Source organism: Gymnodinialimonas sp. (assembly GCF_059726805.1).
This window is the reverse complement of record NZ_AP041059.1, coordinates 2,136,207-2,161,939: the sequence shown is the minus strand read 5'-3', so window position 1 is coordinate 2,161,939 and position 25,733 is coordinate 2,136,207. Positions and strand designations below refer to the sequence as shown.

Annotated in this window: 23 protein-coding genes; 12 read left to right on the top strand and 11 right to left on the bottom strand. The window is 64.6% G+C overall.

Translation table 11 applies throughout. From position 1 onward, the window contains the following. The first annotated feature begins 122 nt into the window (after positions 1-122). The 3 genes from AC6I9R_RS10640 to AC6I9R_RS10630 all read left to right on the top strand — a co-directional run bounded on the left by AC6I9R_RS10640 (position 123) and on the right by AC6I9R_RS10630 (position 1,967). The gene (locus AC6I9R_RS10640; protein ID WP_461425549.1) at positions 123-437 is read left to right on the top strand and encodes a DUF1476 domain-containing protein; all 315 of its coding nucleotides are present in this window, start codon (positions 123-125) and stop codon (positions 435-437) included. Positions 438-626: 189 nt separating this feature from the next. Further along, a complete protein-coding gene (gene bmt, locus AC6I9R_RS10635; protein ID WP_461425548.1) occupies positions 627-1,649 on the top strand; it encodes a betaine--homocysteine S-methyltransferase in 1,023 nt (340 codons plus the stop codon). Between the two features lie 117 nt (positions 1,650-1,766). Further along, positions 1,767-1,967 (top strand): hypothetical protein, encoded by a 201-nt coding sequence (locus tag AC6I9R_RS10630; RefSeq protein ID WP_461426602.1) that lies wholly within the window; start codon positions 1,767-1,769, stop codon positions 1,965-1,967. A gap of 167 nt (positions 1,968-2,134) precedes the next feature. Here the strand turns inward: AC6I9R_RS10630 and AC6I9R_RS10625 are convergent, their stop codons facing one another. Continuing rightward, positions 2,135-3,205 (bottom strand): PA0069 family radical SAM protein, encoded by a 1,071-nt coding sequence (locus tag AC6I9R_RS10625; protein ID WP_461425547.1) that lies wholly within the window; start codon positions 3,203-3,205, stop codon positions 2,135-2,137. Positions 3,206-3,353: 148 nt separating this feature from the next. Between AC6I9R_RS10625 and AC6I9R_RS10620 the strand changes: the two genes are divergently transcribed. The 4 genes from AC6I9R_RS10620 to AC6I9R_RS10605 all read left to right on the top strand — a co-directional run bounded on the left by AC6I9R_RS10620 (position 3,354) and on the right by AC6I9R_RS10605 (position 5,765). After that, entirely contained in the window at positions 3,354-4,061 is a 708-nt protein-coding gene (locus AC6I9R_RS10620) for a corrinoid protein (RefSeq protein WP_461425546.1), read from the top strand. A 72-nt stretch (positions 4,062-4,133) separates the two neighbouring features. Continuing rightward, the gene (locus tag AC6I9R_RS10615; RefSeq protein WP_461425545.1) at positions 4,134-4,553 is read left to right on the top strand and encodes a GNAT family N-acetyltransferase; all 420 of its coding nucleotides are present in this window, start codon (positions 4,134-4,136) and stop codon (positions 4,551-4,553) included. Positions 4,554-4,604: 51 nt separating this feature from the next. Continuing rightward, positions 4,605-5,504 carry an EamA family transporter gene (locus AC6I9R_RS10610; RefSeq protein ID WP_461425544.1) on the top strand — a complete coding sequence of 300 codons (900 nt, stop codon included), beginning with the start codon at positions 4,605-4,607 and terminating at the stop codon, positions 5,502-5,504. A 69-nt stretch (positions 5,505-5,573) separates the two neighbouring features. Further along, positions 5,574-5,765, top strand: a complete 192-nt coding sequence (locus AC6I9R_RS10605) for a hypothetical protein (protein ID WP_461425543.1) — start codon at positions 5,574-5,576, stop codon at positions 5,763-5,765. Between the two features lie 22 nt (positions 5,766-5,787). Here the strand turns inward: AC6I9R_RS10605 and AC6I9R_RS10600 are convergent, their stop codons facing one another. After that, entirely contained in the window at positions 5,788-6,300 is a 513-nt protein-coding gene (locus tag AC6I9R_RS10600; RefSeq protein ID WP_461425542.1) for a hypothetical protein, read from the bottom strand. 134 nt (positions 6,301-6,434) lie between these two features. Here AC6I9R_RS10600 and AC6I9R_RS10595 point away from each other — a divergent pair, with 134 nt between their 5' ends. After that, the gene (locus AC6I9R_RS10595; protein WP_461425541.1) at positions 6,435-7,061 is read left to right on the top strand and encodes a DUF1638 domain-containing protein; all 627 of its coding nucleotides are present in this window, start codon (positions 6,435-6,437) and stop codon (positions 7,059-7,061) included. Between the two features lie 313 nt (positions 7,062-7,374). Here AC6I9R_RS10595 and AC6I9R_RS10590 read toward each other — a convergent pair whose 3' ends face one another. From AC6I9R_RS10590 to AC6I9R_RS10550, 9 genes are all read right to left on the bottom strand, one after another. Then, a complete protein-coding gene (locus AC6I9R_RS10590) occupies positions 7,375-9,144 on the bottom strand; it encodes an IlvD/Edd family dehydratase (RefSeq protein ID WP_461425540.1) in 1,770 nt (589 codons plus the stop codon). 301 nt (positions 9,145-9,445) lie between these two features. After that, complete coding sequence (locus tag AC6I9R_RS10585) at positions 9,446-9,649, bottom strand: formate dehydrogenase subunit delta (protein ID WP_461425539.1); 204 nt, start codon at positions 9,647-9,649, stop codon at positions 9,446-9,448. Beyond that, entirely contained in the window at positions 9,639-10,460 is an 822-nt protein-coding gene (gene fdhD / locus AC6I9R_RS10580) for a formate dehydrogenase accessory sulfurtransferase FdhD (protein WP_461425538.1), read from the bottom strand. The genes AC6I9R_RS10585 and fdhD overlap by 11 nt, the downstream gene beginning before the upstream one ends. Then, positions 10,457-13,360 (bottom strand): formate dehydrogenase subunit alpha, encoded by a 2,904-nt coding sequence (gene fdhF / locus AC6I9R_RS10575; RefSeq protein WP_461425537.1) that lies wholly within the window; start codon positions 13,358-13,360, stop codon positions 10,457-10,459. Before fdhF ends, fdhD begins: the two co-directional genes overlap by 4 nt. 94 nt (positions 13,361-13,454) lie before the next feature. After that, the gene (locus AC6I9R_RS10570; RefSeq protein ID WP_461425536.1) at positions 13,455-14,951 is read right to left on the bottom strand and encodes a formate dehydrogenase beta subunit; all 1,497 of its coding nucleotides are present in this window, start codon (positions 14,949-14,951) and stop codon (positions 13,455-13,457) included. Continuing rightward, a complete protein-coding gene (locus tag AC6I9R_RS10565; RefSeq protein ID WP_461425535.1) occupies positions 14,948-15,415 on the bottom strand; it encodes a formate dehydrogenase subunit gamma in 468 nt (155 codons plus the stop codon). The genes AC6I9R_RS10570 and AC6I9R_RS10565 overlap by 4 nt, the downstream gene beginning before the upstream one ends. A gap of 149 nt (positions 15,416-15,564) precedes the next feature. Beyond that, positions 15,565-16,458 (bottom strand): LysR family transcriptional regulator, encoded by an 894-nt coding sequence (locus AC6I9R_RS10560; protein ID WP_461425534.1) that lies wholly within the window; start codon positions 16,456-16,458, stop codon positions 15,565-15,567. A gap of 45 nt (positions 16,459-16,503) precedes the next feature. After that, positions 16,504-17,625, bottom strand: coding sequence for a hypothetical protein (locus AC6I9R_RS10555; protein WP_461425533.1), 1,122 nt, complete (start codon positions 17,623-17,625; stop codon positions 16,504-16,506). Continuing rightward, entirely contained in the window at positions 17,626-18,825 is a 1,200-nt protein-coding gene (locus tag AC6I9R_RS10550) for an aminotransferase class I/II-fold pyridoxal phosphate-dependent enzyme (RefSeq protein WP_461425532.1), read from the bottom strand. 126 nt (positions 18,826-18,951) lie between these two features. On the opposite strand from AC6I9R_RS10550, the gene AC6I9R_RS10545 reads away from it, so the two are divergent. From AC6I9R_RS10545 to AC6I9R_RS10530, 4 genes are all read left to right on the top strand, one after another. Then, positions 18,952-21,024, top strand: coding sequence for an efflux RND transporter permease subunit (locus AC6I9R_RS10545; RefSeq protein WP_461425531.1), 2,073 nt, complete (start codon positions 18,952-18,954; stop codon positions 21,022-21,024). After that, entirely contained in the window at positions 21,024-21,491 is a 468-nt protein-coding gene (locus tag AC6I9R_RS10540) for a hypothetical protein (RefSeq protein WP_461425530.1), read from the top strand. Before AC6I9R_RS10545 ends, AC6I9R_RS10540 begins: the two co-directional genes overlap by 1 nt. A gap of 158 nt (positions 21,492-21,649) precedes the next feature. Beyond that, the gene (locus AC6I9R_RS10535) at positions 21,650-24,904 is read left to right on the top strand and encodes a chemotaxis protein CheB (RefSeq protein ID WP_461425529.1); all 3,255 of its coding nucleotides are present in this window, start codon (positions 21,650-21,652) and stop codon (positions 24,902-24,904) included. Between the two features lie 82 nt (positions 24,905-24,986). Continuing rightward, the gene (locus AC6I9R_RS10530; RefSeq protein ID WP_461425528.1) at positions 24,987-25,682 is read left to right on the top strand and encodes a hypothetical protein; all 696 of its coding nucleotides are present in this window, start codon (positions 24,987-24,989) and stop codon (positions 25,680-25,682) included. Positions 25,683-25,733: the final 51 nt, after the last annotated feature.

The following is a 25,733-nucleotide window of genomic DNA, read 5'->3' as shown; positions in this document are numbered from 1 at the left end:
AGGGCAACGCGCGTTGTGTCGCAAGCGCGCGGCGGCGTCAGGGCGAAGATGAACTTGCGGCCCCTTGGCGCGGGGCGTTAAGGTTGCGCCAACACCCCTCACCCCTTGGAACGGAGCGCCCGATGTCCACCTTCGACGACCGCGAAAATGCCTTTGAAAACAAGTTCGCCCATGATGCCGAGATGCAGTTCAAAGCCCAGGCCCGCCGCAACAAGCTGATGGGTCTCTGGGTGGCCGAGGCCCTGGGCAAATCCGGCGACGACGCCAATGCCTACGCCGCCGCAGTGGTAAAGGCCGACTTTGAGGAGGCCGGGCACGAAGACGTCATGCGCAAGGTCATGGGCGATCTGGATGGCAAACTTCCCGAGGCCGAGGTGCGCGCGAAATACGAAAGCCTGATGGCCGTCGCGCAAGAGCAGTTGATGAACGAAGTCTGAAGAAGACTCCTTTTTTTTGCGCTACCGCCCTTCGGGCTACTTGAGCGCGGGAATGCGCTACCGCGCTTCGCGCTACTTGAGCGCGGGATGAGCCCGGTTCATAAAAATCATGCAGATTTTGCATCTTGCTCATAACGTGCGTCCGGGCCATCCCTCGGGCGCGCGTTTTCTCTTTCAAGGTAGCCCCCCATGTCCGACGCCCTCTCCCGCATGCTTGCCTCCCGCGATTGGCTCCTGGCCGATGGCGCGACCGGCACGACCCTGTTCAACATGGGCCTGCAATCGGGCGATGCGCCAGAGTTGTGGAACATCGACCACCCCGACCGCATCACCCAACTCTACAAAGGCGCCGTCGATGCGGGTTCGGACCTGTTCCTGACCAATTCCTTCGGCGGCACCGCCGCGCGCCTGAAACTCCACGATGCCCAATCGCGTGTGTTCGAGCTGAACAAAGCCGCCGCCGAGATCGGGCGTGCGGTGGCCGACAGCGCGGGCCGCGACGTCGTTGTCGCAGGCTCCGTCGGGCCGACCGGTGAAATCATGGCCCCCATGGGCGCGCTGACCCACGAATTGGCCGTCGAGATGTTCCACGAACAGGCCGAAGGGCTCAAAGCGGGCGGCGCCGATGTGCTCTGGGTCGAGACGATCTCGGCCCCCGAGGAATACCAGGCCGCCGCCGAAGCCGCGCAGCTGTCGGGCATGCCCTGGGTCGGCACCATGAGCTTTGATACCGCAGGGCGCACGATGATGGGCCTGACCTCGGCGGGCATGTCCGCGATGGTCGAAAAACTGGACCATACGCCCCTGGCCTACGGCGCCAACTGCGGCGTCGGTGCCTCGGATCTTCTGCGCACGGTTCTCGGTTTCCGCGCCTCGGGCAGCGAACGACCCGTGGTCGCCAAAGGCAACGCGGGCATCCCGAAGTATGTGGATGGCCACATCCACTATGACGGCACGCCCGAGTTGATGGCGCGCTACGCCGTTCTGGCGCGCGATTGTGGTGCCACCATCATCGGCGGCTGCTGCGGCACCACGCCCGAACACCTGTCCCACATGCGCGCCGCGCTGGAGACGTCGCCGCGCGGCGACGCGCCCAGCCTGGATCAGATCGCAATGGAACTTGGCGGGTTTTCCTCGGGCGTTGATGGCACCGAAGAAGGTGGCGGCGGGCCGACCCGCGAACGCCGCGGACGCCGCCGCGCGAAGGCCTGAGGCCGTTCACCCAAGGTTACCCAAGATCAGCCCAGACTGAGGGCCACGAGAGATGCATTTACCCCGCCCCGCGCCCCGCGCACACCGATGCCGCCCTGTATCGATCCAGAAAAATGGATGATTCACTTGTTCAGTTCCAAAGCGGCCTGTCAGGGCGGCGTCGTGCGGCGACGACTGCGCGATGTGGAACGCATCCTGGGCGGGGATCTGTTTTGCCAAGAATTGAGCCGCCGCGGCGACCGGGCGGTGATCAACGGCGGACAGGTTGTGATCGTCTGCAACCAGGAACCCGTGCATGTGGTGGAAGAAACCCCCTAAGCCACCCGCCCAAATCTCTTCGAAGAGATTTGCCAGACCATTCACATGGTCTGGGCGCCCGTGTCACCGGACGGACCTTTGACAATCACAACCAAAGCAAAACGTCCCGCGCCACGTCCTTCGAAGGACGTGCCAAGAGCCTTCGAAGGCTCTTGCCCCCGGCGTCGCTAAAACAGCGCCAATTGATCGCCCTTGGCAAAGGGCACCTCGAACAGATCGCAGCGCAGCGGTGGCAAACGCTCGGCAAGGCCCGCCGCCCGCACCGCCCGCTTGAACCTTTGCTGCAACAGATCGGCCCAGATCCCCTCGCCGCGCATCCGCTTGCCGAACTCCGCCTCGTAGGCCTTGCCCCCATGCATGTCGCGAAGCTTCGACATCACGCGGCCCACCCGCTCGGGGTAATGCTCGGCCAGCCATTCCTGCCACAGGTCCGCCACTTCGCGCGGCAGACGGATCGGGATCATCGAGGCCGCTACGGCGCCCGCATCACGGGCGGCATCGACAATCCCCTCCACCTCATGATCCGTGAGCCCCGGCACGAGGGGAGAGACCATGACCCGCACGGGCACGCCGGCTTTGGACAGAGTTTCAATCGCCTGCAACCGGCGCGCGGGCGAGGGCACGCGGGGCTCCATCCGGCGCGCCAGATCCCGCTGCAACGTGGTGACCGAAATGCCGACCCGCGCCAGCCCCGCCTGCCCCATCTCGCGCAGAATATCCACGTCCCGCTCGATCAAAACGCCCTTGGTGGCAATGCCCACCGGGTGGCGAAACCGCGCCAGTACTTCCAACACGCCGCGCATCACGCGGCGGTCGCGCTCAATCGGTTGATAGGCGTCGGTGTTGGTGCCAATGGCGATCACATCGCAGCAATAAGACGGCCGCCGCAACTCGCGCTCCAGCACCTCAGCCGCATTGGGCCGTGCGATCAGCTTGGTCTCGAAATCGAGCCCCGGCGACAGGCCCAGATAGGCATGGGACGGCCGCGCAAAGCAGTAAACGCAGCCATGCTCGCAGCCCCGGTACGGGTTGATCGAGCGGTCAAACGAAATGTCGGGCGAGGTGTTTCGCGTGATCACACTTCGCGCCACTTCCTCCGTCACTTCGGTGCGCAGCGGCGGCACCTCTTCTACAAGATCCCAACCGTCATCCAGCGCCTCGCGCCCATGACGCTCGAACCGCCCCACGGCGTTGCTGCGCGCGCCCCGCGCGGGCGTTGGTTGGCGCCTGATACTCATCGGACGAGCGTAGAACATTTGAAGAACATCTACAACCGAGGTCGCACAGCCGACCCCCCATGTCGCAAACAGCCGTCACCTCACCCGTGAAAACCTTAGATAGTGAAAAAAACACCGGCACATCCACCGGTTAGCAGGGAAGCCCATCATGTCCGACCAAGAAGACGACATCATCCTGTCCGAACTGGACGACGACGACCTTGTCGCGCAAATGTTCGACGACCTTTACGACGGCCTCAAAGAGGAAATCGAAGAAGGCGTGAACATCCTGCTGGAGCGCAAGTGGGAACCCTACCGCGTTTTGACCGAGGCGCTCGTGGGCGGTATGACCATCGTCGGCAACGACTTCCGCGACGGCATCCTGTTCGTGCCCGAGGTTCTCATGGCCGCCAACGCCATGAAGGGCGGCATGGCGATCCTGAAGCCGCTCTTGATCGAGACCGGCGCGCCGCGCGTCGGCAAGATGGTGATCGGCACCGTGAAGGGCGACATCCACGACATCGGCAAGAACCTCGTCTCGATGATGATGGAGGGCGCGGGCTTCGAGGTCGTGGATCTGGGCATCAATAATGCCGTGGAATCCTACCTCGACGCACTGGAGGCCGAGAAGCCCGACATCCTCGGCATGTCTGCCCTTCTGACCACGACGATGCCCTACATGAAGGTTGTCATCGACACGATGAACGAAAAAGGCATCCGCGACGATTACATCGTGCTGGTGGGCGGCGCGCCTTTGAATGATGAATTCGGCAAGGCCATCGGCGCTGACGCCTATTGCCGCGACGCCGCCGTGGCGGTGGAGACGGCCAAGGAATGGGTCGCGCGCAAGCACAACCAGATGAGCGCCTCGGCTTAAGCGCCGCTCTCTGTTACCTTCAACCTGCGGCCGGGACGCCCCGCCGCAGGTTTTTTCATGCCCGGACACCCGATGACCGAAATCCTCCTCGCCGAGCCCCACCACGCGCCGCTCTTTGACCAGGTCCACGAGGACGTCTTCGACGGCCCCGTCCTGCCAGACCGGCTCACCAGCTTCCTGGCCGATCCCAAGCAGCATATCGTCATCGCCTGCGACGCAGATGTGATCTGCGGCATGTGCTCGGGCATGCACCACCACCATCCCGACAAGCACCCCGACATGTGGATCAATGAGCTGAGCGTCGCCGAGCCGTGGCGCCGCCAGGGCCTCGCGACCCGCCTGATCACCGCCCTCAGTGCCCATGCCAAAAGCCTCGAGTGCCGTGAGATCTGGGTCGTCGCCGACCCCACCGATATGGCCGAGGGCTTCTATACCAGCCTGGGATGGGAGCGGACGGGTACTCGCCTCGCGATGTTCTCCACCTCGCTCTAGCGCGCCCTTTTAACGGTTGCGCCCGCCCCGCCGCGCGGGCCTACTCCCCCCATGTCCGGCCCCCGCCCCCCGTCCGATGCCCGCTCCCTGATGCCGCCGCGTGACCTGGCGCTGGTGCTTCTGGTGATCGTGGCCTGGGGGTCGAACTTTACGGCAATGAAGATGGTGCTGGAGGAACTTCCCCCCCTCCTCTTCGTGGGCCTGCGCTTTGCCATCCTGATCCCGCTGATCTTCTTCTTCCCCCGTCCGGCGTCCTGGAAGGCGATCATCGCCGTGGGCCTCCTGGTCAATATGGGCCAGTTCGGCTTCCTGTTCTCGGCCATGCGCGCCGACGTCACGGCGGGCCTCGCCTCGCTGATCCTGCAAAGCCAGGCGCCGCTGACGATCCTTCTGGCCGCCGTCTTCTTCAAGGAACGCGTGTCGCCACCGCAAATCGCGGGCGTCGCGTTAGCGTGTCTTGGCGTGGCGGGCTTCGGGGTTGCCGGCGGCGGCAACATCACGCTGGTGGGCCTGGGCCTGGTGCTTTGCGGCGCGCTTTGTTGGGCCAGCGGCAACCTCGTCTTCCGCCGCCTGCCCGGCGTCAACATGGCCGCGCTCTTCATCTGGTCCAGCCTGATCCCGCCGATCCCCATGCTTGCCCTGTCACTGGCCCTCGAAGGCCCCGCTCCCTTTGCGACCATCGCCGCGATGAGCCTTTCGGGATGGGCCGGCGTCGTCTACGTCGCCGTCATCTCAACCATCATCGGCTACTCGATCTGGGGGGCGCTGCTGTCGCGCCACCCGGCGGCGCAGGTCACGCCCTTTGCCTTGGGGATCCCGGTGGTCGGCCTGCTCACCGCATGGATCGTCCTTGGGGAAACCGTCGGCGCGTGGGAGGCCGTCTCAGGCCTGGTGATCCTGACAGGCATCACCCTCGCCGTGCTGGGGCCGCGGTTTTTTCGCGCAGGGTGATCTCAGCCCTTGGCGGGGGCAAAATCCGCGCCATATGCCGTTGGGAATGAACGACAAAAGGGCAAAACCATGATCTCGATCCAAGCAAAAATCATCCTCGGCTGCGTGGCCTTCGCGCTTGTCGCCTCGGCGCTGACAATCTGGCTGGTACTGGCCTGGGGCAATGGCATGATCGCCATGCTAACCCCCCTGGCCCTGGGCGGCGCGTTGGCGCTCGTCACCTATACGGTGGTCCTGAAAAGCAAAAGCGGGCCGTCCTGACAGGACAGCCCGCTTGTAGTGATTAAGCGGTGCGCAGGCGGTCCAGATACTGGACCGTGGCCGCCGCCGCCACGGCGTAGAACACGTGGCCTGCCAGGGCGACCCAGGTGATGCGGGCGAAGCCCAGGAACACGGGGTTGCCCGCAACCCAGGCGATGAAACCTATGGCAAAGACCCACAGCGCTACGCCGTAAAGGGCCGAGGCGATGGTCCAATGCAGGCCCGGCACGACGCGGGCAAGGATGGGACGGGCGATGAACAGCCAGCCCACCGGGTAGGCGATCACACCGACCAGAAACAGGTGCATCAGGTTGCCCCAGGCGCCGGAGTTCGGCAGGCCAAGGGCGCCAAGAAAGCCGCGCGCCAGGCCTACGGGGGCGAGGCCTCCCAGGCCCAGAAGCGGCGCAATCGCCTTGCCCCAAAGGTCGAACGCCAGGGTGCCAACGGCACCCGACAGCAGGATCAGCGCAACAGTGTTAAGGTTGATCGCAGGCAGCGCTGCGGGGGCGGAGATGTTTGTGGTTGGTGCGGCCATGAGGTCGGGTCCCTTATATGTGGTGTCGGTTGTGAGGTTGTGATGTTGTCTTGTCTGGGGTGAGGTTTGCGGCGCGGGGCCGCTTCGCTCAAGTGACGGGTCCGTGAGCGCACGGGCGTGTGAAAGGTGTTTCAATGCACATGGATGATGGCGATCTGGTTGAGCTTGGCATGGATGCACAGAAATCCGGGCGGATTCTGCTGCTGGCCTGCGGCGCGCTGGCCCATGAAGTGCTGGCGCTAAAGCGGCTAAACGCTTGGGATCATTTGGATCTTCACTGCCTGCCCGCGAAATTGCACAACACGCCGGATCAGATCCCTGACGCGGTCGAGGCCGCCGTAACCGCCCGGCGCGGCGAGTATGACGATGTTTTCGTGCTCTACGCCGATTGCGGAACCGGCGGAGTGTTACAATCGCGCTGCGCCGATCTGGGGGTCGAGATGTTGGAAGGCCCCCATTGCTATTCCTTTTTCGAGGGGAATCAGGCCTTCGAGGCGCGCGGTGAGATGACGTGTTTCTACCTGACGGACTTTCTGGTGAAGCAATTCGATGCCTTCGTGACCAAGCCGCTGGGGTTAGACCGCTTCCCCGAGCTGCGCGACATGTACTTCGGCAATTACACGACGCTGGTCTATCAGGCCCAGGTCGACGACCCCGCCCTGACCGAGCTGGCGCGCGGCTACGCCGAGCGCCTGGGGCTGGCGTTCGAGCGGCGCTTCACGGGTTACGGGGATCTGGAGACGGCTTTGGCTGGTCTTTGAAGGTGGGTTTTGAGGGTTTGCGCTCCCCCAGGGCCTGCGGCCCGGGCGATCGCCGGGGGCCGCGCGCCCGCGCCTTCGGCACGGGCGCGCGGCGGGCGTTGGGTTGGCGTCAGTGGTATCGGGGCAGCGTTGTGTGGGGGCTCTGCCCCCGCGGCGCATCCTGAAGGATGCACCCCTCCCCCGGAGTTTTTTGGGCAAGATGAAGGGGGGAGCCTGGGGGGCGGGGTGTGCGAGGCGGTTAACAAAGCGTTAACGTCAAACGCGAATTGGTTTTGTTTCAGGGGTTTATCCTATGTGCTCAAGCTTGAGCAGGCTAGTGATTGTCCCGAGGCAGGTCCTTCGCGATGCGCTGGTAGGCCGTCGCGAGTTCCAGGCAACCGCCGTCGGCCAGTTGGCCGACATGTTTGCGATAGAGCTCCTGCCAGGGCGTTTGATGATGCAGTTCCGGCGGGCTCCAGGCGGCCTTGCGGGCCTCCCACTCCGCTTCTGGGACCAGCGCGTTCAGCGTGCCGGCGTTGAGATCCAGCCGCACCTGGTCCCCTGTTTGAAGGTAGGCCAGCCCGCCGCCCACGACGCTTTCCGGCGAGGCATTCAGGATCGACGGGCTTTCAGAGGTGCCCGATTGGCGGCCGTCGCCCACGGTCGGCAGGTGCTTGATCCCGCCCTTGATCAGCGCATCGGGCGGCTGCATGTTCACCACCTCGGCCGAGCCGGGATAGCCGACGCAGCCCACGCCCCGGATGAAGAGGATGCTATCCTCGCCCACCGCGAGATCCGGGTCATTGACCCGGTCGTGGTAATCCTCGGGGCCTTCAAAGACGACGGCCCGGCCCTCGTATTGGTTGTCCTTCAGGAAGCGCGTGCGGAAATCCTCGGAGATGACGGAGGTCTTCATCAGCGCGCTGTCGAAGAGGTTGCCCGACAGCACCGCGAAGCCCGCGTTTTCCCGCATCGGGTTTGCCACAGGGCGTATGACGTCTTGATCACGGCTGACGGCCCCGCCGAGCGCCTCGTCAAGCGGCTTGCCTGAGGCGGTCATTACGGTGGCGTCCAGCAGGCCCGCCGCGTGAAGCTCTCCCATCACCGCTGGCACGCCGCCCGCGCGGAAGAAGCTTTCGCCCAAGTATTCGCCGGCCGGCTGCATGTTCACCAGAAGCGGCAGCGCGTGGCCGACGCTCTCCCAATCCGTCACATGCAAGGCAACGCCCGCGTGCCGCGCCAGGGCCTGCAGATGCGGCGGCGCGTTGGTCGAGCCTCCGATGGCGGTATTCACCTTAATCGCGTTCTCGAAGGCGGCGCGGGTCAGGATGTCGGAGGGTTTCAAATCCTCCTCCACCATTTCAACTGCGCGTTTGCCGGTCAGATACGCCATCTCCATCCGCTCCTGAAACGGCGCAGGAATCGCGGCGGCGCCGGGCAACGTCATGCCCAAGGCCTCCGCCAAGGCGTTCATCGTGGAGGCCGTGCCCATGGTGTTGCAATGGCCGAGCGACGGGGAAGAGGCGCAGGCCATCTGCATGAATTCCTCATAGTCGATCTCACCGGTCGCCAGCAGCCGCCGACCCTCCCAAATCGCGGTGCCAGAGCCTGCACGCTTGCCCTTGTGCCAGCCGTCCAGCATGGGCCCGCCATTCAGCGCAATCGCCGGAAGATCCACCGTCGCGGCCCCCATCAGCATCGCCGGCGTGGTCTTGTCACAGCCCGTCGTCAGCACCACGCCGTCAATGGGATAGCCGTGCAGCACCTCGACCAACGACAGATACTGAAGGTTGCGATCCAGAGCCGCCGTCGGCCGCTTGCCCGTCTCCTGAATAGGATGCACCGGGAACTCCAACGGGATGCCGCCCGCGTCGCGAATGCCCGCCTTGATCCGGTCCATCAGGAACACATGGATCTTGTTGCAGGGCACCAGATCGCTGCCGGTCTGCGCAATGCCGACAATGGGTTTGTCGGCCTGCAACTCGCCGCGCGTGAACGCCTGGTTCTGGTACCGCTCCAGATAAAGCGCGGTCATGCCCGGATTATTGGGGTTATCGAACCATTCCTGGCTGCGGTAGCGGCGGTTGGCTTTGGTATCAGACATGCGCATGGTTCCATTATTTGAAACTGAGGGCCAAATGTTGAAACCAGCCTAGCGCGTCTTCACGCCCTTCCTCAAGCCACGATGCGCGCCACCCGCCCCACGCTCCCCTTTCATCTTGCCAAGAAAACTCAATCCGCCGTTCCCGCCCCGCACCGCCGACTCAAGGAAAGCGCACCCGCCGTGACGCAGGGCCCCGCCCCCGGCGGGGCACTGCCCACGGCGCTACGCCCAAACGGCGGCCGAAGGCTCTGCCTTCGCGTCGTCGGCGGGAGCGCCCCGGGGGCCGATCCAGGTGTTGTCGTCAGATCAAGGGGATCGCGTCGCGCACAAGAGGTGCCAAGTCCGCGTCATCCTCTGCGGCCTGAGCTTTCAGGGCCGCGCGCATCTCAGGCCCCCAGAAGTCGTTCAAATGCGCCGCCACACGCTCGGCCTGATCGGCGCCCGGTTGCGTAGCGAAGAAGCTGGCGATCTGGTTGGCCATGCGGGTCAATTTTTCATGCGGCATCAGTCTGGCTCCGAAGGGTCCGTTGCGGATGGGTGAATGTCTCTAGCCGCCCGCCGTCGTCATGGGCGCGGGCGAAAGCGGCAATCGTCAGGTTGGCAGCCTCAGCGACCCGCACGGCGTGGGCCGTGGGGGCCGAGACGGCGATCAGGATCGGACAGCCGAGAAGCACGGTCTTTTGGACCATCTCAAGCGACACCCGCGAGGTCAGCACGACCGCGCCCGTGGCAGGATCAACGCCATCACGCAAAAGCGCGCCGACCAGCTTGTCCAACGCATTGTGACGTCCCACGTCTTCGCGCGCCGCGATGATCCCCTGCCCCGGCACCAGAAAGCCCGCCGCGTGGACCGCGTGGGTCAGGTCGTGCAGGGGCTGATGCCCCCGCAACACATCGGGCGCGCCTGCGGCCTCAGCATAGCCGATTGCGCCGCCGTCCGGCAGCACCGGGAGGACGCGCATCGCCTGCTCCAGCGAGTCGATGCCGCAAAGGCCACAGCCCACCGGTCCCATCATCGCGCGGCGGCGGTCGCCCAGGGCCTCGGCCACATCATCGGGCACCCAAAGGCGCGCCTCGATGCCGGCCTCCAGCTCCACAATCTCCAACCGCTCGATCTGATCGGGAAGCGCGAACCCTTCCGTGAAGGCAAATCCCGTGGCGAAATCCTCCAGATCGGCGGGCGAGCACATCATCACCGCCTGGGAGGTGCCGTTGACCGTCACGGCGACGGGCACCTCTTCCGGCAGGGAGCGCGCCACTTTGCGCGATCCTTCAGGCCCAAAGGCCTGGGCCGATATGGAGCGGCTGGCTTTCACTCCGCCGCCGTCGCGATGCGCCGCGACTGGGCGGCCTGGGCGTTGTATTCGCGCTGCCATTCCGTCGGGCCGTTCGACAGACCGACCTGGACCGCCGTCACCTTGTATTCCGGGCAGTTCGTGGCCCAATCCGAGTGATCCGTGGTGATCACATTGGCCTGGGTGTCGGGGTGGTGGAAGGTGGTATAGACGACGCCCGGCACCACCTTGTCGGTCAGCGTGGCGCGCAGCGAGGTCTCGCCCGCGCGGGACGCCAGCTTGACCCAATCCCCCTCCTTCACGCCGCGCACTTCGGCGTCGTGGGGGTGGATTTCCAGCACGTCCTCCTCATGCCAGACCACATTGTCGGTCCGCCGCGTCTGCGCGCCAACGTTGTACTGGGACAGGATCCGGCCCGTCGTCAGCAGCAGCGGGAAGCGGGGGCCCGTGCGCTCATCGGTCGGAATGTATTCCGTCACGATGAAGCGCCCCTTGCCGCGCACGAAGCCGTCGACGTGCATGATCGGCGAGCCGTCAGGTGCCGCGTCATTGCACGGCCATTGGACGGAGCCACGCTCTTCCAGCATGGCATAGTTGACGTTGGCAAAGCCCGGCGTCGTGGCCGCGATCTCGTCCATGATCTGGGACGGATGGGTATAGTGCCAATCCGCGCCCATGGCTTTGGCCAGCAGCTGGGTCACTTCCCAATCCGCATAGCCGTTCTTGGGCTTCATCACCTCGCGCACGCGGTTGATGCGCCGCTCGGCATTGGTGAAAGTGCCGTCCTTCTCCAGGAAGGTAGAGCCCGGCAGGAAGACATGGGCGTAGTTCGCCGTCTCGTTCAGGAACAGGTCGTGGACGATCACACATTCCATCGCCGCAAGGCCTGCGGCCACGTGGTGCGTATCGGGGTCGGACTGCAGGATATCTTCGCCCTGGCAGTAGAGGCCCTTGAACGAGCCCCCCACAGCCGCGTCCAGCATGTTGGGGATACGCAGGCCCGGCTCCGGGTCAATCTCCACGCCCCAGGTGCTTTCAAAGAGCGCGCGAACCTCATCGCCTTTTACATGGCGATAGCCGGGCAATTCGTGCGGGAAGCTGCCCATATCGCAGGCGCCCTGCACGTTGTTCTGGCCGCGCAGCGGGTTCACGCCCACGCCCTCACGCCCCAGGTTGCCCGTCAGCATCGCGAGGTTGGCAATGCCCATGACCGTGGTCGAACCCTGGCTGTGCTCGGTCACACCCAGACCGTAGTAGATCGCACCGTTGCCGCCGGTCGCATAGAGCCGCGCCGCCGCGCGCAGCTCTTCCGCCGGGACGCCGGTGAGCATCTCAGTCATCTCGGGCGAGTGACGGACATCGCGGATGAACTCGGCGTATTCCTCGAACTCGTTCCAATCGCAGCGCTCGCGGATGAAGGCCTCATCGTACAGCCCCTCGTCGACGATCACATGGGCCAGCGCCGTGACCACGGCGACGTTGGTGCCTGGACGCAGGGGCAGATGGTGCGCCGCCTCGATATGGGCAGAGCGCACGGAGTCCGTCTTGCGCGGATCGACCACGATCAGTTTCGCCCCCGCGCGCACGCGTTTCTTGAGGCGCGAGCCAAAGACCGGATGCGCATCCGTGGGGTTCGCGCCGATGATCATCGCCACATCGACATGCTCGACACTGTCGAAGTTCTGCGTCCCCGCGGACGTGCCGAACGTCTGGCCCAAGCCATAGCCCGTGGGCGAATGGCACACCCGCGCACAGGTGTCGGTGTTGTTGTTCATGAACACACCGCGCGCCAGCTTCTGCACCAGGTACGTCTCTTCATTGGTGCAGCGCGAGGAGGTGATGACGCCAATCGCCTTGCGCCCATGGTCCTCTTGCAACTTGCGCATCCGCGCGGCGGCGAACCCAATCGCCTCTTCCCAGCTGACCTCTTTCCACGGCTGATCGATGCTGTCGCGGATCATCGGGTTTAGGATCCGGTCGGCGTGGTTGGCGTAGCCATAAGCAAAGCGGCCCTTCACACAGGAATGACCCCGGTTCGCCTCGCCGTGCTTGTAGGGCACCATGCGCACCAGCTCGTCGCCATTGAGTTCCGCCTTGAACGAGCAGCCGACCCCGCAATAGGCACAGGTGGTGATGACCGAACGCTCGGGCGTGCCAAGCTCAATCACGCTCTTCTCTTGCAGCGTCGCCGTCGGGCAGGCCTGCACACAGGCGCCGCAAGACACACAGTCCGAGCCAAGGAAATCCGTGTCCGGCCCACCGGCGGAGATGCGGCTGCCGAAGCCCCGGCCTTCCATCGTCAAAGCGAAGGTGCCCTGCACCTCTTCACAGGCCCGTACGCAGCGCGAGCAGGCGATGCATTTGGCCGGGTCATAGGTGAAATACGGGTTGCTGTCGTCCTTGGGGATCCACTCGGGGTTGGGCTGATCGCCCACGCGCTGCTCGAAGTGATTGATCAGGCTGCCATTTTGCGGCGCCTCATAGCGGACATCGCGCAGACCAACGGCGCCCGCCATGTCCTGCAACTCGCAATCGCCGTTGGCCGCGCAGGTCAGGCAATCGAGCGGATGGTCCGAGATATAAAGCTCCATCACGCCCTTGCGGATCTTCTTCACCTTGGACGACTGCGTGCGCACCTCCATGCCCTCGGCCACCGGCGTGGTGCACGACGCGGGCGTGCCGCGTCGCCCCTCAATCTCCACGACGCACAGGCGGCAGGAGCCGAAGGCTTCGACACTATCGGTGGCGCAGAGCTTGGGGATCGACAAGCCGATCTCCGCCGCCGCGCGCATGACCGAGGTGCCCTCGGGCACCGTCACGGGGAATCCATCAACGGTCAGGGTAACGGGCTTGCCCTTCTTGGCAGGCGTTCCAAAATCGCGCCCGAGATAATCGGCATCTGGAATAATGAAATCTTTCATGCCCACGCGCTCCCTGTTCTTCCTCGTTCCAAAAATATCCCGGGGGTGCGGGGGCTGGCCCCCGCTGCGCCACCGCCTGCCACAGAAACCGCGCTCATTCCGCTGCCTCCCTTACGCCCGAAAACTCGTCCGGGAATTGCTCCAACGCGCTCATCACCGGGTAGGGCGTGAAGCCCCCCAGCGCGCAGAGCGAGCCTTCTTTCATGGTGTCGCACAGGTCCACCAGCAGCGGGATCGCCGTGGCGTCGCCTTCGCGGATCCGGTCGAGCGTTTCCACCCCGCGCACGGCCCCGATGCGGCAGGGCGTACACTTGCCGCAGCTCTCAATCGCGCAGAACTCCATGGCGAAACGCGCCATGCCAAGCATGTCGGCGCTCTCGTCAAAGACCACAACGCCCGCGTGGCCGATCAGCCCGCCTGCCCCGTCAAAGGGCTCATAGGCGAAGGGCGTGTCGAACTTCTCGGGCGCGAAATAGGCGCCCAGGGGCCCGCCGACCTGCACGGCTTTCACGGGGCGGCCCGAGGCGCTGCCGCCCGCGATGTCGTTAACCAATTCACCCAGCGGCATCCCGAAGGCTGTCTCAAACAGGCCCCCGTGCTTGACGTTGCCCGCAATCTGGATCGGCATGGTGCCCTTGGAGCGGCCAAGGCCGAAGCTGGCATAATGCTCGGCGCCCTTCTCGAAGATCACCGGAACGGTGGCCAGCGAGATCACATTGTTCACCACCGTGGGCCGCCCGAGGAAGCCTTCCAACGCGGGCAGCGGTGGCTTGGCACGGACGACGCCGCGCTTGCCTTCCAGCGAGTTCAGAAGCGAGGTTTCCTCGCCGCAGACATAGGCACCCGCGCCGACACGGACCTCGATATCGAATTCATGTGACGAATGAAGAACGGCCCCTAGCACGTTGTTTTGACGTGCAATTTCAATCGCCGCATTCATCACTTCAATCGCATCCGGGTATTCCGAGCGCAGGTAGATGTAGCCCTTCGTGGCCCCCACACCGAGGCCTGCAATGACCATGCCTTCGATCAGGCAAAACGGATCGCCCTCCATGATCATCCGGTCGGCAAAGGTACCGCTGTCGCCCTCGTCCGCGTTGCAGACGATGTACTTTTGATCGGCCTCGGCCCCGCGCACCGTGTTCCACTTGATGCCCGTGGGGAAGCCCGCGCCGCCGCGCCCGCGCAGGCCGCTGTCGGTGACATGGGTGGTGATCTCTTCCGCGCTCATCTCCAGCGCTTTGCGCAGACCGATGAGGCCCCCGTGAGCCTCGTACTCGGCCAGATCAAGCGGGTCGATCACGCCGCAGCGCTGAAACGTTAACCGGTTTTGCTTGGCGAAAAAGGGGATCTGCTCAACCGGGCCGAGGTCCTCTGCGGAGCCATCCATGATCCCCGCCACATCCGCCACCGACGCCGCGCCATAACCCACGCGGACGCCGTCGCGTTCTACCTCAACCAAAGGCTCTAGCCAGATCATCCCGCGAGAGCCGTTGCGCACAACCTCTGCGCCCGCCGCCTCAAACGCCGCCGCAACATCATCCGCGCCAAGCGCCTTTGCGGCCGCGTCCCGGGGCACCCAAACCTTCATGGCGACACCTCCGCCAGCAATCCCTCAGCCGTGACACGGCCCTTCACTTTCCCATCGATCATCGCCGCCGGGCCGCAGGCGCAAAGGCCGAGGCAATAGATCGGCTCCACGGTCAGAGAGCCGTCCGCGACGGTCTCGTTCCACCCAAGCCCCAACTGCGACAGCACCGCGTCCGACATCTCGTTGGCGCCCATCGCCTGACAGGCCTCGGCCCGGCAGATCTTCAGCACGCGCTTGCCCGCAGGCTGACGTCGGAAGTCGTGGTAGAAGGAAATCACCCCGTGCAACTCGGCCTCGGTGATGTTGAGCGCGTCGGCAATCGGCGCGCGCGCCGCGTCGGGCACGCAGCCAAACGCGGCCTGGACGTCATGCAGGATGGGCAGCAAAGGCCCCTCAAGATGCATGTTTTGCTGGATAATCGCGTCGACCTCGGCGGGGTCAAACGGGGCGGCTGTGGGGGACATGGCGGGCTCCGAAAGTGTCGCCCTTTGGTTGCCTCATCCTCATTCGAATTTCAATATCGTTATCCCGTTGGTCGATTGACTTTCTCAATAATGCGGAAGAGCACGCAACCGCCCTTCCCCCTGTAAAACCTGACTCTTTTGCTCAAGTCTCAGACATAGGCCTTCGACAGGGCCCGTGTCTCGGAAATGAGGGCGTCAAGGACCGGCGTATGGGGCTCGCGGTAGGGCGCGACGAGGCCCACGGCGTGGTCCATGCCCGCCCCTTCGATCGGGCGCACCACAAGCTGCGGCTTGCCGGCGCACAGGAAGCGCGCCATGTCGGTGGGCAGGATGGTGATCCAATCGCCGGCCTCCACATGGGCGGCCAGAACGACGGTCGAGTTGCTTTCCACCTGCGCCTCGGGCGCGACACCGGCGGCCATGAAGTGTTCGTTAATGATACGCCGGTTCTGCATGTTGCCGGTCAAAAGGCACAGGCGCTCGCCCGCCAGATCGGCCCATTCGACGCTGTCCTGCAAGGCGATGTCGCTGTCGCGGTGACACACAACGGTGTGACGCTCACGGTAGAGCGGCTCGGTCGTGACGCGGCCCAGGGGCTCATTATCAAGGTACGAAAGCCCCGCATCGGCCTCCAGATTTTCCAGCATCGACAGGATCTCGACCGAGGTGCGGCTGAGGATGGTGAACCGCACATTGGGATGGGCGGCGGTGAACCGCGCGCTGAGCGAGGCAGCCCAGGTCAGCGCCGTGGGGATCACCGCGAGGCGCACGATCCCGGAAAGCCCGTGGCGCGCCGTGCGCATCTCTTGCCGGAAGGTGCGCGCGTCGCTGACCAACTGCCGCGCCCAGACGAGCGCGCGCTGACCCTCGGGCGTCAGGCCGCCATAACGCGAGCCCCGGAAGATCAGCTGCACCCCCAACATCTCCTCCAACTGCTTGATTCCAGTGGATAACGTGGGCTGCGTCAGGCCCAGGCTTTCTGCCGCGCGACCAAAGTGGGCTTCGCGCGCGACAGCGATGAACATTTCAAGCTTGTGGATCATGGGGGCAGCTTCGCAATCAATCGCCCATAGATCAATCGAGATTTTCTATTGAAGTGCGCGCGCCATCGCCGCCGCCACCCGTTCAGACAACCCCGCAACCGCCGCGCCATCGGCGCCATGGGCCGTCACGCTGACGTCAAACCCGTCGCCAAAGCGCGCTGCCGTCAGGGCGATCAGCGGGCGCCCCAGGGCGGGTGCGGCGGGGTGAATGGCCTTCAGCGGCAGACCGAAAAGCGGCACAGGCCTGCGCGTGACCGGCACAATGGTCTGCACGATGCCCGCACGCGAGAACTCCGCCTGCACGATCCGGCGCAGGAGGGGCGCGGGCACAAGACGCGCGGCGCCCATGCGCAGGCTCTCTGCCAGGGGCGTGCGACGGGGGCGAAAGAGGGCCGTTTCCCCCTTCACCGAAGGCTTGGACAGGTCGATTTCCTCCATCATCGCATGGTTGCCCAGACGGCCACCGCTTTGCAGCGCATCGATCTTGGCGACAGTAGCGTGGTCCTTGCGGCGCGCGGGCACGGCTTCGAATTCGGGCTGCGTATCCAGTGCGGCGCGGGCAAGGCGCAACAGCGCGTCCCCATGGCTGATCGCGTCCGGCAACGCACCGCGCAGGGCAGCGAAGGGCACACGGCAGAGGCCAATGGGGCTGACAAGAAGGCGCGCATCTGTCTGAGGCAGGAGGTCGGAAAACCCAAGCGTTTCAAGGTCATCGGTCGCGGCCACGTCCCGCGCTGCGGGGCGCACGTTGGCCACGAGGTGCCGCGCGATGCGAGTGCCGTCGGCGATGGCATGGTCGAATTGCAACGCCACGCCGGACCAGCCTGGACCCTCTGGATTGACCAGAAGAACGCGCCAAAGGGGGCGGTCAGATGGCAGCGCAAGTCGCCGCGTGAGGTCCATGACCGCGGCCGCCGTAGCGTTGGGTTCTTCGACCAGGCAGACGTGGCGGGGCCAATCCACCGGGCGCGGCTTCTCGAAGTGTCCGCTTGTAAGCGGCGCGCAGAACCGCTCGGCCCCCTCGGCCAGCATCTGGACGCCGCGAAACGCGCGGGCCGGATCGAAACCGCCCCCTGATCCAGAGGCGCCAGCCTCAAAGAGCACGGTGATGTTGTTGGGACCGGTGCGGCGCAGGATCGCCTCGGCCGGCGTCAGGGCGGTGCCCACCTACTCGGCCGCCGCGCGCTCAGGGGCTTGCAGCGCCGATGCCACAGCCTCCAGAAGCGCATCGATATCGGCGTCCGTATGGTGCGAGGTGAGGGTCATGCGAAGCCCGACGTCGCGGATTGACACGGCGGGCGGTGCCACGGTCGCCACGAAAAACCCGTTTGATTGCAAGGCCATGGCAGCTTCCCCGGTACGGGCGAGGTCGCCGATCCGAATGTAGCGCATCGGCGTGACGGCATCGCAGGCCAGCGGCAGACCAAGGCGCGCCGCGCCTGCGTTGAACCGCGCGATCCGCGCCCGCAGGGCCGCCTGGCGCCCGCCCAAGCCTGCCCCCAAATGCAACTTGGCAGAGGCCAGGATCGCCCCCAGCATCGGCGGCTGCACCGGGCCCGAGAACGTCATTGCAGGACCAAAGGCGCGCACGGCCTCCGCCTGTTCCTCGGTGGCCAGGGCCAAGGCCCCACCGGCGCAGGCGAAACTCTTGTTGAGCGACAGCGCCACGACAACGCGGGGATGCTCCGGCCAATGCTCCAGCGCCATCCCCTGCCCGCGCGCGCCGCACCAACCGGTGGCATGGGCATCGTCGACGTAAAAATGCAGGCGCGGATCGGCGTGCAACAGCGCATCCAGTGCCGCAAAAGGCGCGATGTCGCCGATCATCGAATAGATGCCATCGATCAACAGCCAGACCTTCGGCGCGCCTGACGCCTTCAGCTTGCGCGCGATCTGATCCGGCGCGGAATGGGCCACGGTTTGCACCCGCACGCCCTGCGCTTTCAGCAAAGCCGCCGCGACGTGCAAACTGGCGTGGGCCTGCACGTCGATCAGCACAAGATCATCCGCCGCCACCAGCAGGGGCAACGCCGCCTGATGCCCGAGCGAGGTGGAGGGCACCAGAAGCGTCGGGCGACCCGTCATCTGACGCAACAGCGCCTCGGCCTCGGCATAAGGCGGCGCAGAGATAAACGCGCGGGAGGCAGAGAACTGCGTGCCGTAAGCCCGCGTGGCCGCAACGGCGCCCTCGATCAGCGCGCGTTCCATCTCAAGGCCCAGATAACTGCAGGACGCGAAGTTGAGCATCTCGCGCCCGGAAAGCGTCACCGTCCGCCCCGTCAAAGCCTCATCTTCCGCCACCTGCTGCAGCAGGCCCATGGCCCGCCCGACCCGCAATGGAGCAAGGCGATTTGTCAAATCCGTCATAATAGTCCAATGGTCTGAAACCCTGGTCAGTTGGCCATTGTGCGCTATGTACGTTCAACGGTTAATGCGCGGGCAGATAAACGAGCGCCATCCATGGTGCCGAGATGAAACAACAGGCGACCCCAGATGACAGACACCACAGTTGCAAGAGGGATCAGCACCGGGCGCTGGCTGAAGGGAGTGCTGGCGCTTTTGATCACAATCCTCGCGCTGTGGGGCGCGCGCGATCTGCATGTGGAGGCTGACGTTGTCAGCGCCTTGTCGGGCAACAGCGAAGGCTACCTCGCCTATGCCGCGTTTCAGGAGCGTTTTCAGCTGGGTGCCGCCGATGAGGCCTTGCTGGTGCGCGCCGATGACCTGGCGGATCCGGCGGCCTTTGAGGCCCTGGAAAACCTGATCCTCGATCTGCAGTTCACCGATGGCGTGGCCGAGGTTGTCAGCCTCTTCTCCCTGCCTGCCGAAGGCTCCACCACGCCGCTGATCCTGGCCGATGACACCGCGCCGCTGGAAGAGCGTTTCGCCACCTTCGCTCAGGCTGGCCCCGCCGCGGGCGCCCTGGTGACAGAGGCGCGCGATGCCGCGTTGTTGCACGTCATCGCAGTACCGGGCGCCGTGCGGGGCGACATCGCGGGCGCCTTGCCTGAGTTGTTCGAGGCCGCCGCCCCGCTGTCGGTCGCTGCCGTGGGCCAGGCCGAGGTGGAGCGTCAGATCTCGGACAACCTAATCCGGGACCAAACGCTGGTCACGCCCGTGGCGGTGCTGATCTGCATCCTCGTGGGGGCTTTGATCCTGCGCTCGGTCCGGGCGGTTCTGGTCTGCGCCGCACCCGCGATCTGCGGCGTGTTGTGGTTCATGGGGCTGCTTGGGTGGGCGGGCGAAGCGCTCGACCCCTGGCTGTCGACCCTGCCGATGCTGGTCATGGTCCTGGCCTTCGCCGACACGCTGCACCTGTTCTATGCCAGCCGAGAGGAAGGCGGCCTCGACAAGGCCGTCCACAACGTCATGCCCGCCGCCTTCATGACCTCGCTCACCTCGGCGCTCGCGCTGGCGAGCTTCGGGTTCGCGGGCAGTGACGCGCTCTGGGGACTGGCGGTCTGGGGCCCGGCGGCGGTGTTCAGCGGCTTCGCCTCGGTCTACCTTTTGTTCCCGCTCCTCAGCCGGTTGATCATCCGGGGCGAGGTGAACCACCCCGCCGGGTTCAGCCACGTCATGCGGCCCGCCCAAAGCGGGCTGCTGCATCCGCGCACCATGGCAGTCGTGGCCGTCGTCGTCGTCCTCGGCCTGATCCCCGGCGTGAACAGCACCGATCCGGATTTCTCCCTGTCCGAGCACATCCGCGAGGATGCCCCCCTGGGCCGCGACCTCAGTTTCATGGAGGAACAGGGCCTGGGCTCCGCCAGCCTATTCGTCGTGATCGACGACACCGATGGGGAACCCGGCCTGACGGCGGCGGACAGCGAGCGGATCGCCACCGTCGCGGCCCTGGCGCTGAGCGGGCCGAACACTACGGCAGGCGATGACGCACCCATGGTGCCCGAGCGGTTCCGGGCCGAAGACGGGCTTGCGGTGGCCCTGCCGGTCCTGGTGCCCCTCGGCAATGGGCCAGAGCGGTTCGGGGCCGAGTTGGAGCGCCTGCAAACCGGCATTGAAGAGGCCGGGCTAGAGGACGTCGCGCGGCTGGCGGGCCAATCCCTGCTGGCCCATGAGGTGGTGCCCGAGACGGTCGATGCCATGCGCTCTTCCTTCTACATCGCGCTGGCCGCGATCTCGTTGGTGGTGGCGCTGTCGCAACGCTCCGTCGCCTTGGCGCTGCTGGCGACCGCCGTCAGCGCCCTGCCGATGATGGCGATTGAGGGCGTTTTGTACCTGTCCGGGCGCGGCATGACGATGACGGCGGCGATTGCGCTGACGGTGGCCTTCGGCATCGCGGTCGACAACACGATCCACTACCTCAACCGCTGGAAACGCTCCAACGGGCCGCGCGGTACGCGCCTGGGCGAGGCCCTGGGCCACGCCGGTCCCCCCATGGTCGCCTCGACCCTGATCATGACGCTCGGCTTCGGCGCAACCTTGCTCAGCGCGACGGCTTCGATGCCCCAGTTTGGCGTTTTTGTGATCTCGGCGTTATGGATGGCCCTGATCGCGGCCCTATGGTTTCTGCCAGCCCTGATCCGACTGGTCAGACGAAAGGAAATCTAATGCGTCCCTACCTTGCTTTGATGGTAGCCCTTGCCGCCCCCCTGCCCCTCGCCGCGCCCGCAAATGCGGAGATCCCCACCTGGATGTCCGGCGAATGGCGCACAAACGCGCGTTTGACCGCCCCCGATGGCGCCCGCCTGCGCATCCGCTGCACGCTTGATGCCGACGCCTCCAGCGCCAGCAATTGGGGTGGCACATTGGGATGCGCCACCGTGCAGGGGCGGTTCCAGGGGCAATGGGAAGTGGCGGTGAACGGCGCGTCTGTCGATGGCAACGTCGTGTTCTCGGGCACCGAGAACGCCCAGGTTGCGATTTCCGGCACGTCGTCTGACAGCCGCATGGACCTTGCCTCGCCCGACGGGCAAGGGGTGGCCTTCGCCCCCGGCCCCGACGGCGCGTTAATTGTCGAGATGACGGCGATGGGGCCCCAGCGGTTGACCGGCACGTTAACCTTTGAGTCGCGTTAACCTTTCCGTCTTGGGTAGGGCACGCGGGCCACAGTCCAGCCGTTTGCCCGGCGAATTTTACCGATAGTTGAACTTGGGTCGCGCAAGCGATCCGAGATTGTTGCGAACGCCCGCGACCCCGTGGAAGACTTCGCATCAGACCGTTGGAGTTTCGCCCCATGCCCAAAGAGACCGCCCAAAAAGACGCCGAGACCGCCGCCACGACCGAGGCGCCGTTTTTCGTTGGCATCGGCTCTTCCGCCGGGGGGTTGGAGGCCGTCTCCACCCTGGCCCAGAACCTGTCGCCTGATGTGAACGCGGTCTACGTTCTGGCGCAGCACATGTCGCCGACCCACAAGAGCCTGCTGACCTCCCTGATCTCTCGCGAGACGCCGCTGCCGGTGGTGGAGTTGAAGGACGGCACCAAACCCGAAGCAAACACGATCTTCATCACGCCGCCCAATACCGACGTGATCCTGGAAGACGGCAAACTGCGGCTGGTGGAGCCCTCGGGCCACCCGGCGTCGCCCAAACCCTCCGCGGACCGGTTGTTCAAATCCCTCGCCCGCGAAGTCGGCGAGCATTGCGTTGGCGTGGTCCTGTCGGGCACCGGCAGCGACGGCAGCTACGGTGTGCAGGCGATCCGCGAAGCCGGCGGCATCACGATTGCCCAGGACGTCTCCACCGCGAAATACGACGGGATGCCCCAAGCGGCGGCGGAAACCGGGTGCATCGACCTGACGCTTTCGCCCGAGCAGATTGGCGTCCACCTGTCGAAAATCCTCGCCAGCCCGCGCGATTTCGACCAGCTGCGCCGCCTGAATGAACGCCCCAGCAAGATGTCGGATCTGTTCCAGATCCTGCTGGCGCGCACCAACGTGGATTTCCGCGACTACAAGGAAAACACCGTGGCGCGGCGGATCAACCGCCGGATGGCCGCGCTCGATATCGGGGATTACGACAATTACGTCGCCTATTGCCGCACGTCCGGCGAAGAGGTGGAGGCGCTCTACCGCGATCTGCTGATCTCGGTCACGCGGTTCTTTCGCGATCAGAACCAGTTCGAGCAGTTGCGCAATGAATTCCAGGAGATGGTGCAGGGCAAGGACCTGGGTCAGCTTCGCGTCTGGGTGGCGGGGTGCGCCACGGGCGAAGAGGTCTATTCCATCGCGATTATCCTGGCCGAGGCGATGGGCGGGATCGACAAGCTGAAGAAGTCCCGCGTGCAGATCTTTGCCACTGACATCGACGACCGCGCCTTGGAAGTGGCGCGGCGCGGCAGCTATCCGATCACCGCCGCCGCCGACATCCCCGATGTCTTCCTGGAGAAATACTTCAACATCCACGACGGCCGCATCGAGGTGGTGCCCGAGCTGCGCTCTGTCACCCTGTTCTCGATGCACAACATCTTCCACGATCCGCCGTTCCTGAACGTGGATTTCGTCTCGATCCGCAACGTGATGATCTACTTCAACGCCGCATTGCAGAACCGGGTCCTGCACCGGATCCACTATGCGCTAAACGCCGACGGCATGCTGTTTCTGGGCACCTCCGAGACGGTCGGCAACATGGAAAGCCTGTTCGAAATGCGCGCAGGCGGCGACAAGATCTTCTCCAAACGGCGCATCAGCGTCTCGAACCCGCCGCGGTTCGAGATGGGCAACAGCGCCTACGGGCGCAAAGCGCCGCCGCAGATCGTCAGCCGCGCCGACACCAGCCTGCAGCGCCCGGCCCTTGATACCGGCATGTTCGACACGCTGGCCCGCGCCGTGGCCCCCAACGGGTTCATCGTCACCCGTGGCGGCGAGATGGTGCGTGTGTTCGGCGATATCTCGCCCCTGACACAGCTGACCGAGAACGCGCCTTTGTGGATCGGCATCCGCAATCTGCGCAAACCCCTGGTCGATGAGATCCAGGGCCTCATCGCGACCGCGATGAAAACCAAGCAACAGCGCACCGGGCGCTGGCACGATCTGACCGGCCCCGATTTCAACCAGGCCCGCAGTGTCTGCTATCCCCTGCCCGGCATCGACACCGGCGAAGACCACCTGCTCGTCGCGCTGGAGACGCGCACCAAGGACACCCAGATCGCCGAGGTCGAGACCCTGAGCGAGGGCGAACGGCAGACCTACATTCGCCAGATGGAAGTCGAAGTCGCACAGACCCGCGAGGCCCTGCAACAAACCGTCGAAGAGCTGCAAACCACCAACGAGGAACTGCAGTCGATCAACGAGGAAATGCAGTCCACCAACGAAGAGCTGCAAGCCACCAACGAGGAATTGGAAACCTCCAACGAGGAACTGCAATCCACCAACGAAGAACTGATCACCGTGAACGAGGAGCTGCAGGTCAACTCGGCCGAGTTGCAGCGCGTCTCGACTGAGCTGGCCGCCACGCTGGAAGTGGTCCCCTTCCCCGTCCTGGTGATCGATCAGGCCCTGATCGTGCGCCGTGCCTCGCAAGTGGCCATGGCGCAGTTCAACATCAGCGATCTGCCCGCCACGGGCGTCCACCTGTCGCAATGCAAACTGCCCCCTGAGATGTCATCGCTGGCCTCCATCTGCAACGATGTCTTCAAGTTCCGCTCGGAACGCGGCCTGATGTTCAACGACAATCGCACCGTCAAGCAACTGTCGGTGACACCCTTCCGCAACCAGTCTGACGACGTCATGGGCGTGGTTGCCACCGTGGTCGATGATATCTCCACCGGCACCGCGATCGATCTGCTGCAACGCTTTGGCAACATTGGCCATTGGCAGTTGGATCTGGCCTCCAGCAAGCTGTTCTGGTCCGACGAGGTCCACGCCATCCATGGGTTGGAGCCCGGCGACAAGATGCCCACCCTGGAGGAGGGGATCAAATACTATCACCCCGACGACCGCGCCGAGGTGGCGCAACTGGTGGAACGCTGTATCGAAAAAGGCGAGCCCTACCAATTCACCAAGCGCCTGATCCGGGCCAATGGCCACATGGTCGTGGTTGAGGCCGCGGGCAGCCGGATTGTGGATGACGACGGCACCCCCTCGCGTCTGATCGGCATCTTCCGCAACGTGACAGAACGCACGCACAAAGCCCATTTGATGGAACAACTTGAAGAAATTCAGGCCGAAATGGGGATGGCGTTCTATTCCTACGATCTGATCAATGATCTCCCGTATTGGAGCTCGGGCCTCTATTCGCTTCTAGGCCATGACCCGTCCAACAAACCGCCCTCACCCACCAACACCACGGAATTGTTCCACCACGATGACCGCGAACGCCTGCAGGCGCTCTGGGACACCGCCATTGAAAACGGCGAGCCCTACCATTTTGAAGCCCGCCTGATCCGGGCCGACGGAAAGATCCTGAAGTGTGAGGGCGAAGGCAAAACGGTGGCCGATGAACATGGCGTCGTCACCCACATGTTCGGGCGCTTCCATCTCCTCGACGCCTGAGGCATACGAGGTTACCTTACGTTAAGGCTTTCTTAACGGATTTTCTCTACAACTTTAACGGAATGCGGAAACGGAGGTTCCCATGGCTCCGGCAGTGCAGTACGCAGAAGGGCTTTCGATCACATTATCCAATGCAGCCCCTGCAGAGCCTTGGATCGCGGTGGCTGTCGTTGTGACCAAGGCCGATCACCGCCACCGGATCACCTTCGTTGCCGAGCAACCGATGGAAGAGGTGTTCTGCCCTGAACTTGTCAACGTGCTCACGCCGATTCTGAGCACGTTCTCGGATTCCAACAGCGTCTATTCCAACCCGGACTTCGAACTCGCCCTGCCGGGCCTGACGATGCGGCAGTTGCGGATGATCCACTCCACCCACGGGGACGACCCGTCGCGGGTTTTGGTGCGTTTTGCGGGCTTTGTCGGCAACCCTCACCGCGCGCTTCTGCATGATGACGGCTTCAGCCACCCCCTCGATGCCCTGGCCTCCGAGGTCTACCGCGACGCGTTGGATCTGGTGCTGATGCCCGCCCTCAACATTGTCACGATTGACGACTCCAGCGGGTTCTGCGGCGATGACAAGCAGGACCTGGAAGACGCCATGGCGCATCTGCGCGAGTCCAAGGAACGGCTTCTGTTCCAGGTGGAACTGGTGAAACGAGAGTTGAGCCGCCTTGAAAGCCATACCTATTCCAAGGCCCGCCCCCAGCCGATGCTGTTGGCGGCAGAGCCGGAACAGGAAGAGTTCCGGACCCTGAAAGTCATCCGCGACCTTGATTGATCGCGGCCCGTGCTCCGCGTGCTGATCACGCCGCGCTGCCCGCGCCCCTGT

Excerpts from the sequence above, each read along its gene's own strand:
- AC6I9R_RS10640 (WP_461425549.1), top strand. The coding sequence starts at position 123 with ATGTCCACCTTCGACGACCGCGAAAATGCCTTTGAAAACAAGTTCGCC.
- bmt (WP_461425548.1), top strand. The coding sequence starts at position 627 with ATGTCCGACGCCCTCTCCCGCATGCTTGCCTCCCGCGATTGGCTCCTG.
- AC6I9R_RS10630 (WP_461426602.1), top strand. The coding sequence starts at position 1,767 with ATGATTCACTTGTTCAGTTCCAAAGCGGCCTGTCAGGGCGGCGTCGTG.
- AC6I9R_RS10625 (WP_461425547.1), bottom strand. The coding sequence starts at position 3,205 with ATGAGTATCAGGCGCCAACCAACGCCCGCGCGGGGCGCGCGCAGCAAC.
- AC6I9R_RS10620 (WP_461425546.1), top strand. The coding sequence starts at position 3,354 with ATGTCCGACCAAGAAGACGACATCATCCTGTCCGAACTGGACGACGAC.
- AC6I9R_RS10615 (WP_461425545.1), top strand. The coding sequence starts at position 4,134 with ATGACCGAAATCCTCCTCGCCGAGCCCCACCACGCGCCGCTCTTTGAC.
- AC6I9R_RS10610 (WP_461425544.1), top strand. The coding sequence starts at position 4,605 with ATGTCCGGCCCCCGCCCCCCGTCCGATGCCCGCTCCCTGATGCCGCCG.
- AC6I9R_RS10605 (WP_461425543.1), top strand. The coding sequence starts at position 5,574 with ATGATCTCGATCCAAGCAAAAATCATCCTCGGCTGCGTGGCCTTCGCG.
- AC6I9R_RS10600 (WP_461425542.1), bottom strand. The coding sequence starts at position 6,300 with ATGGCCGCACCAACCACAAACATCTCCGCCCCCGCAGCGCTGCCTGCG.
- AC6I9R_RS10595 (WP_461425541.1), top strand. The coding sequence starts at position 6,435 with ATGCACATGGATGATGGCGATCTGGTTGAGCTTGGCATGGATGCACAG.
- AC6I9R_RS10590 (WP_461425540.1), bottom strand. The coding sequence starts at position 9,144 with ATGTCTGATACCAAAGCCAACCGCCGCTACCGCAGCCAGGAATGGTTC.
- AC6I9R_RS10585 (WP_461425539.1), bottom strand. The coding sequence starts at position 9,649 with ATGCCGCATGAAAAATTGACCCGCATGGCCAACCAGATCGCCAGCTTC.
- fdhF (WP_461425537.1), bottom strand. The coding sequence starts at position 13,360 with ATGAAAGATTTCATTATTCCAGATGCCGATTATCTCGGGCGCGATTTT.
- AC6I9R_RS10570 (WP_461425536.1), bottom strand. The coding sequence starts at position 14,951 with ATGAAGGTTTGGGTGCCCCGGGACGCGGCCGCAAAGGCGCTTGGCGCG.
- AC6I9R_RS10565 (WP_461425535.1), bottom strand. The coding sequence starts at position 15,415 with ATGTCCCCCACAGCCGCCCCGTTTGACCCCGCCGAGGTCGACGCGATT.
- AC6I9R_RS10560 (WP_461425534.1), bottom strand. The coding sequence starts at position 16,458 with ATGATCCACAAGCTTGAAATGTTCATCGCTGTCGCGCGCGAAGCCCAC.
- AC6I9R_RS10550 (WP_461425532.1), bottom strand. The coding sequence starts at position 18,825 with ATGACGGATTTGACAAATCGCCTTGCTCCATTGCGGGTCGGGCGGGCC.
- AC6I9R_RS10545 (WP_461425531.1), top strand. The coding sequence starts at position 18,952 with ATGACAGACACCACAGTTGCAAGAGGGATCAGCACCGGGCGCTGGCTG.
- AC6I9R_RS10540 (WP_461425530.1), top strand. The coding sequence starts at position 21,024 with ATGCGTCCCTACCTTGCTTTGATGGTAGCCCTTGCCGCCCCCCTGCCC.
- AC6I9R_RS10535 (WP_461425529.1), top strand. The coding sequence starts at position 21,650 with ATGCCCAAAGAGACCGCCCAAAAAGACGCCGAGACCGCCGCCACGACC.
- AC6I9R_RS10530 (WP_461425528.1), top strand. The coding sequence starts at position 24,987 with ATGGCTCCGGCAGTGCAGTACGCAGAAGGGCTTTCGATCACATTATCC.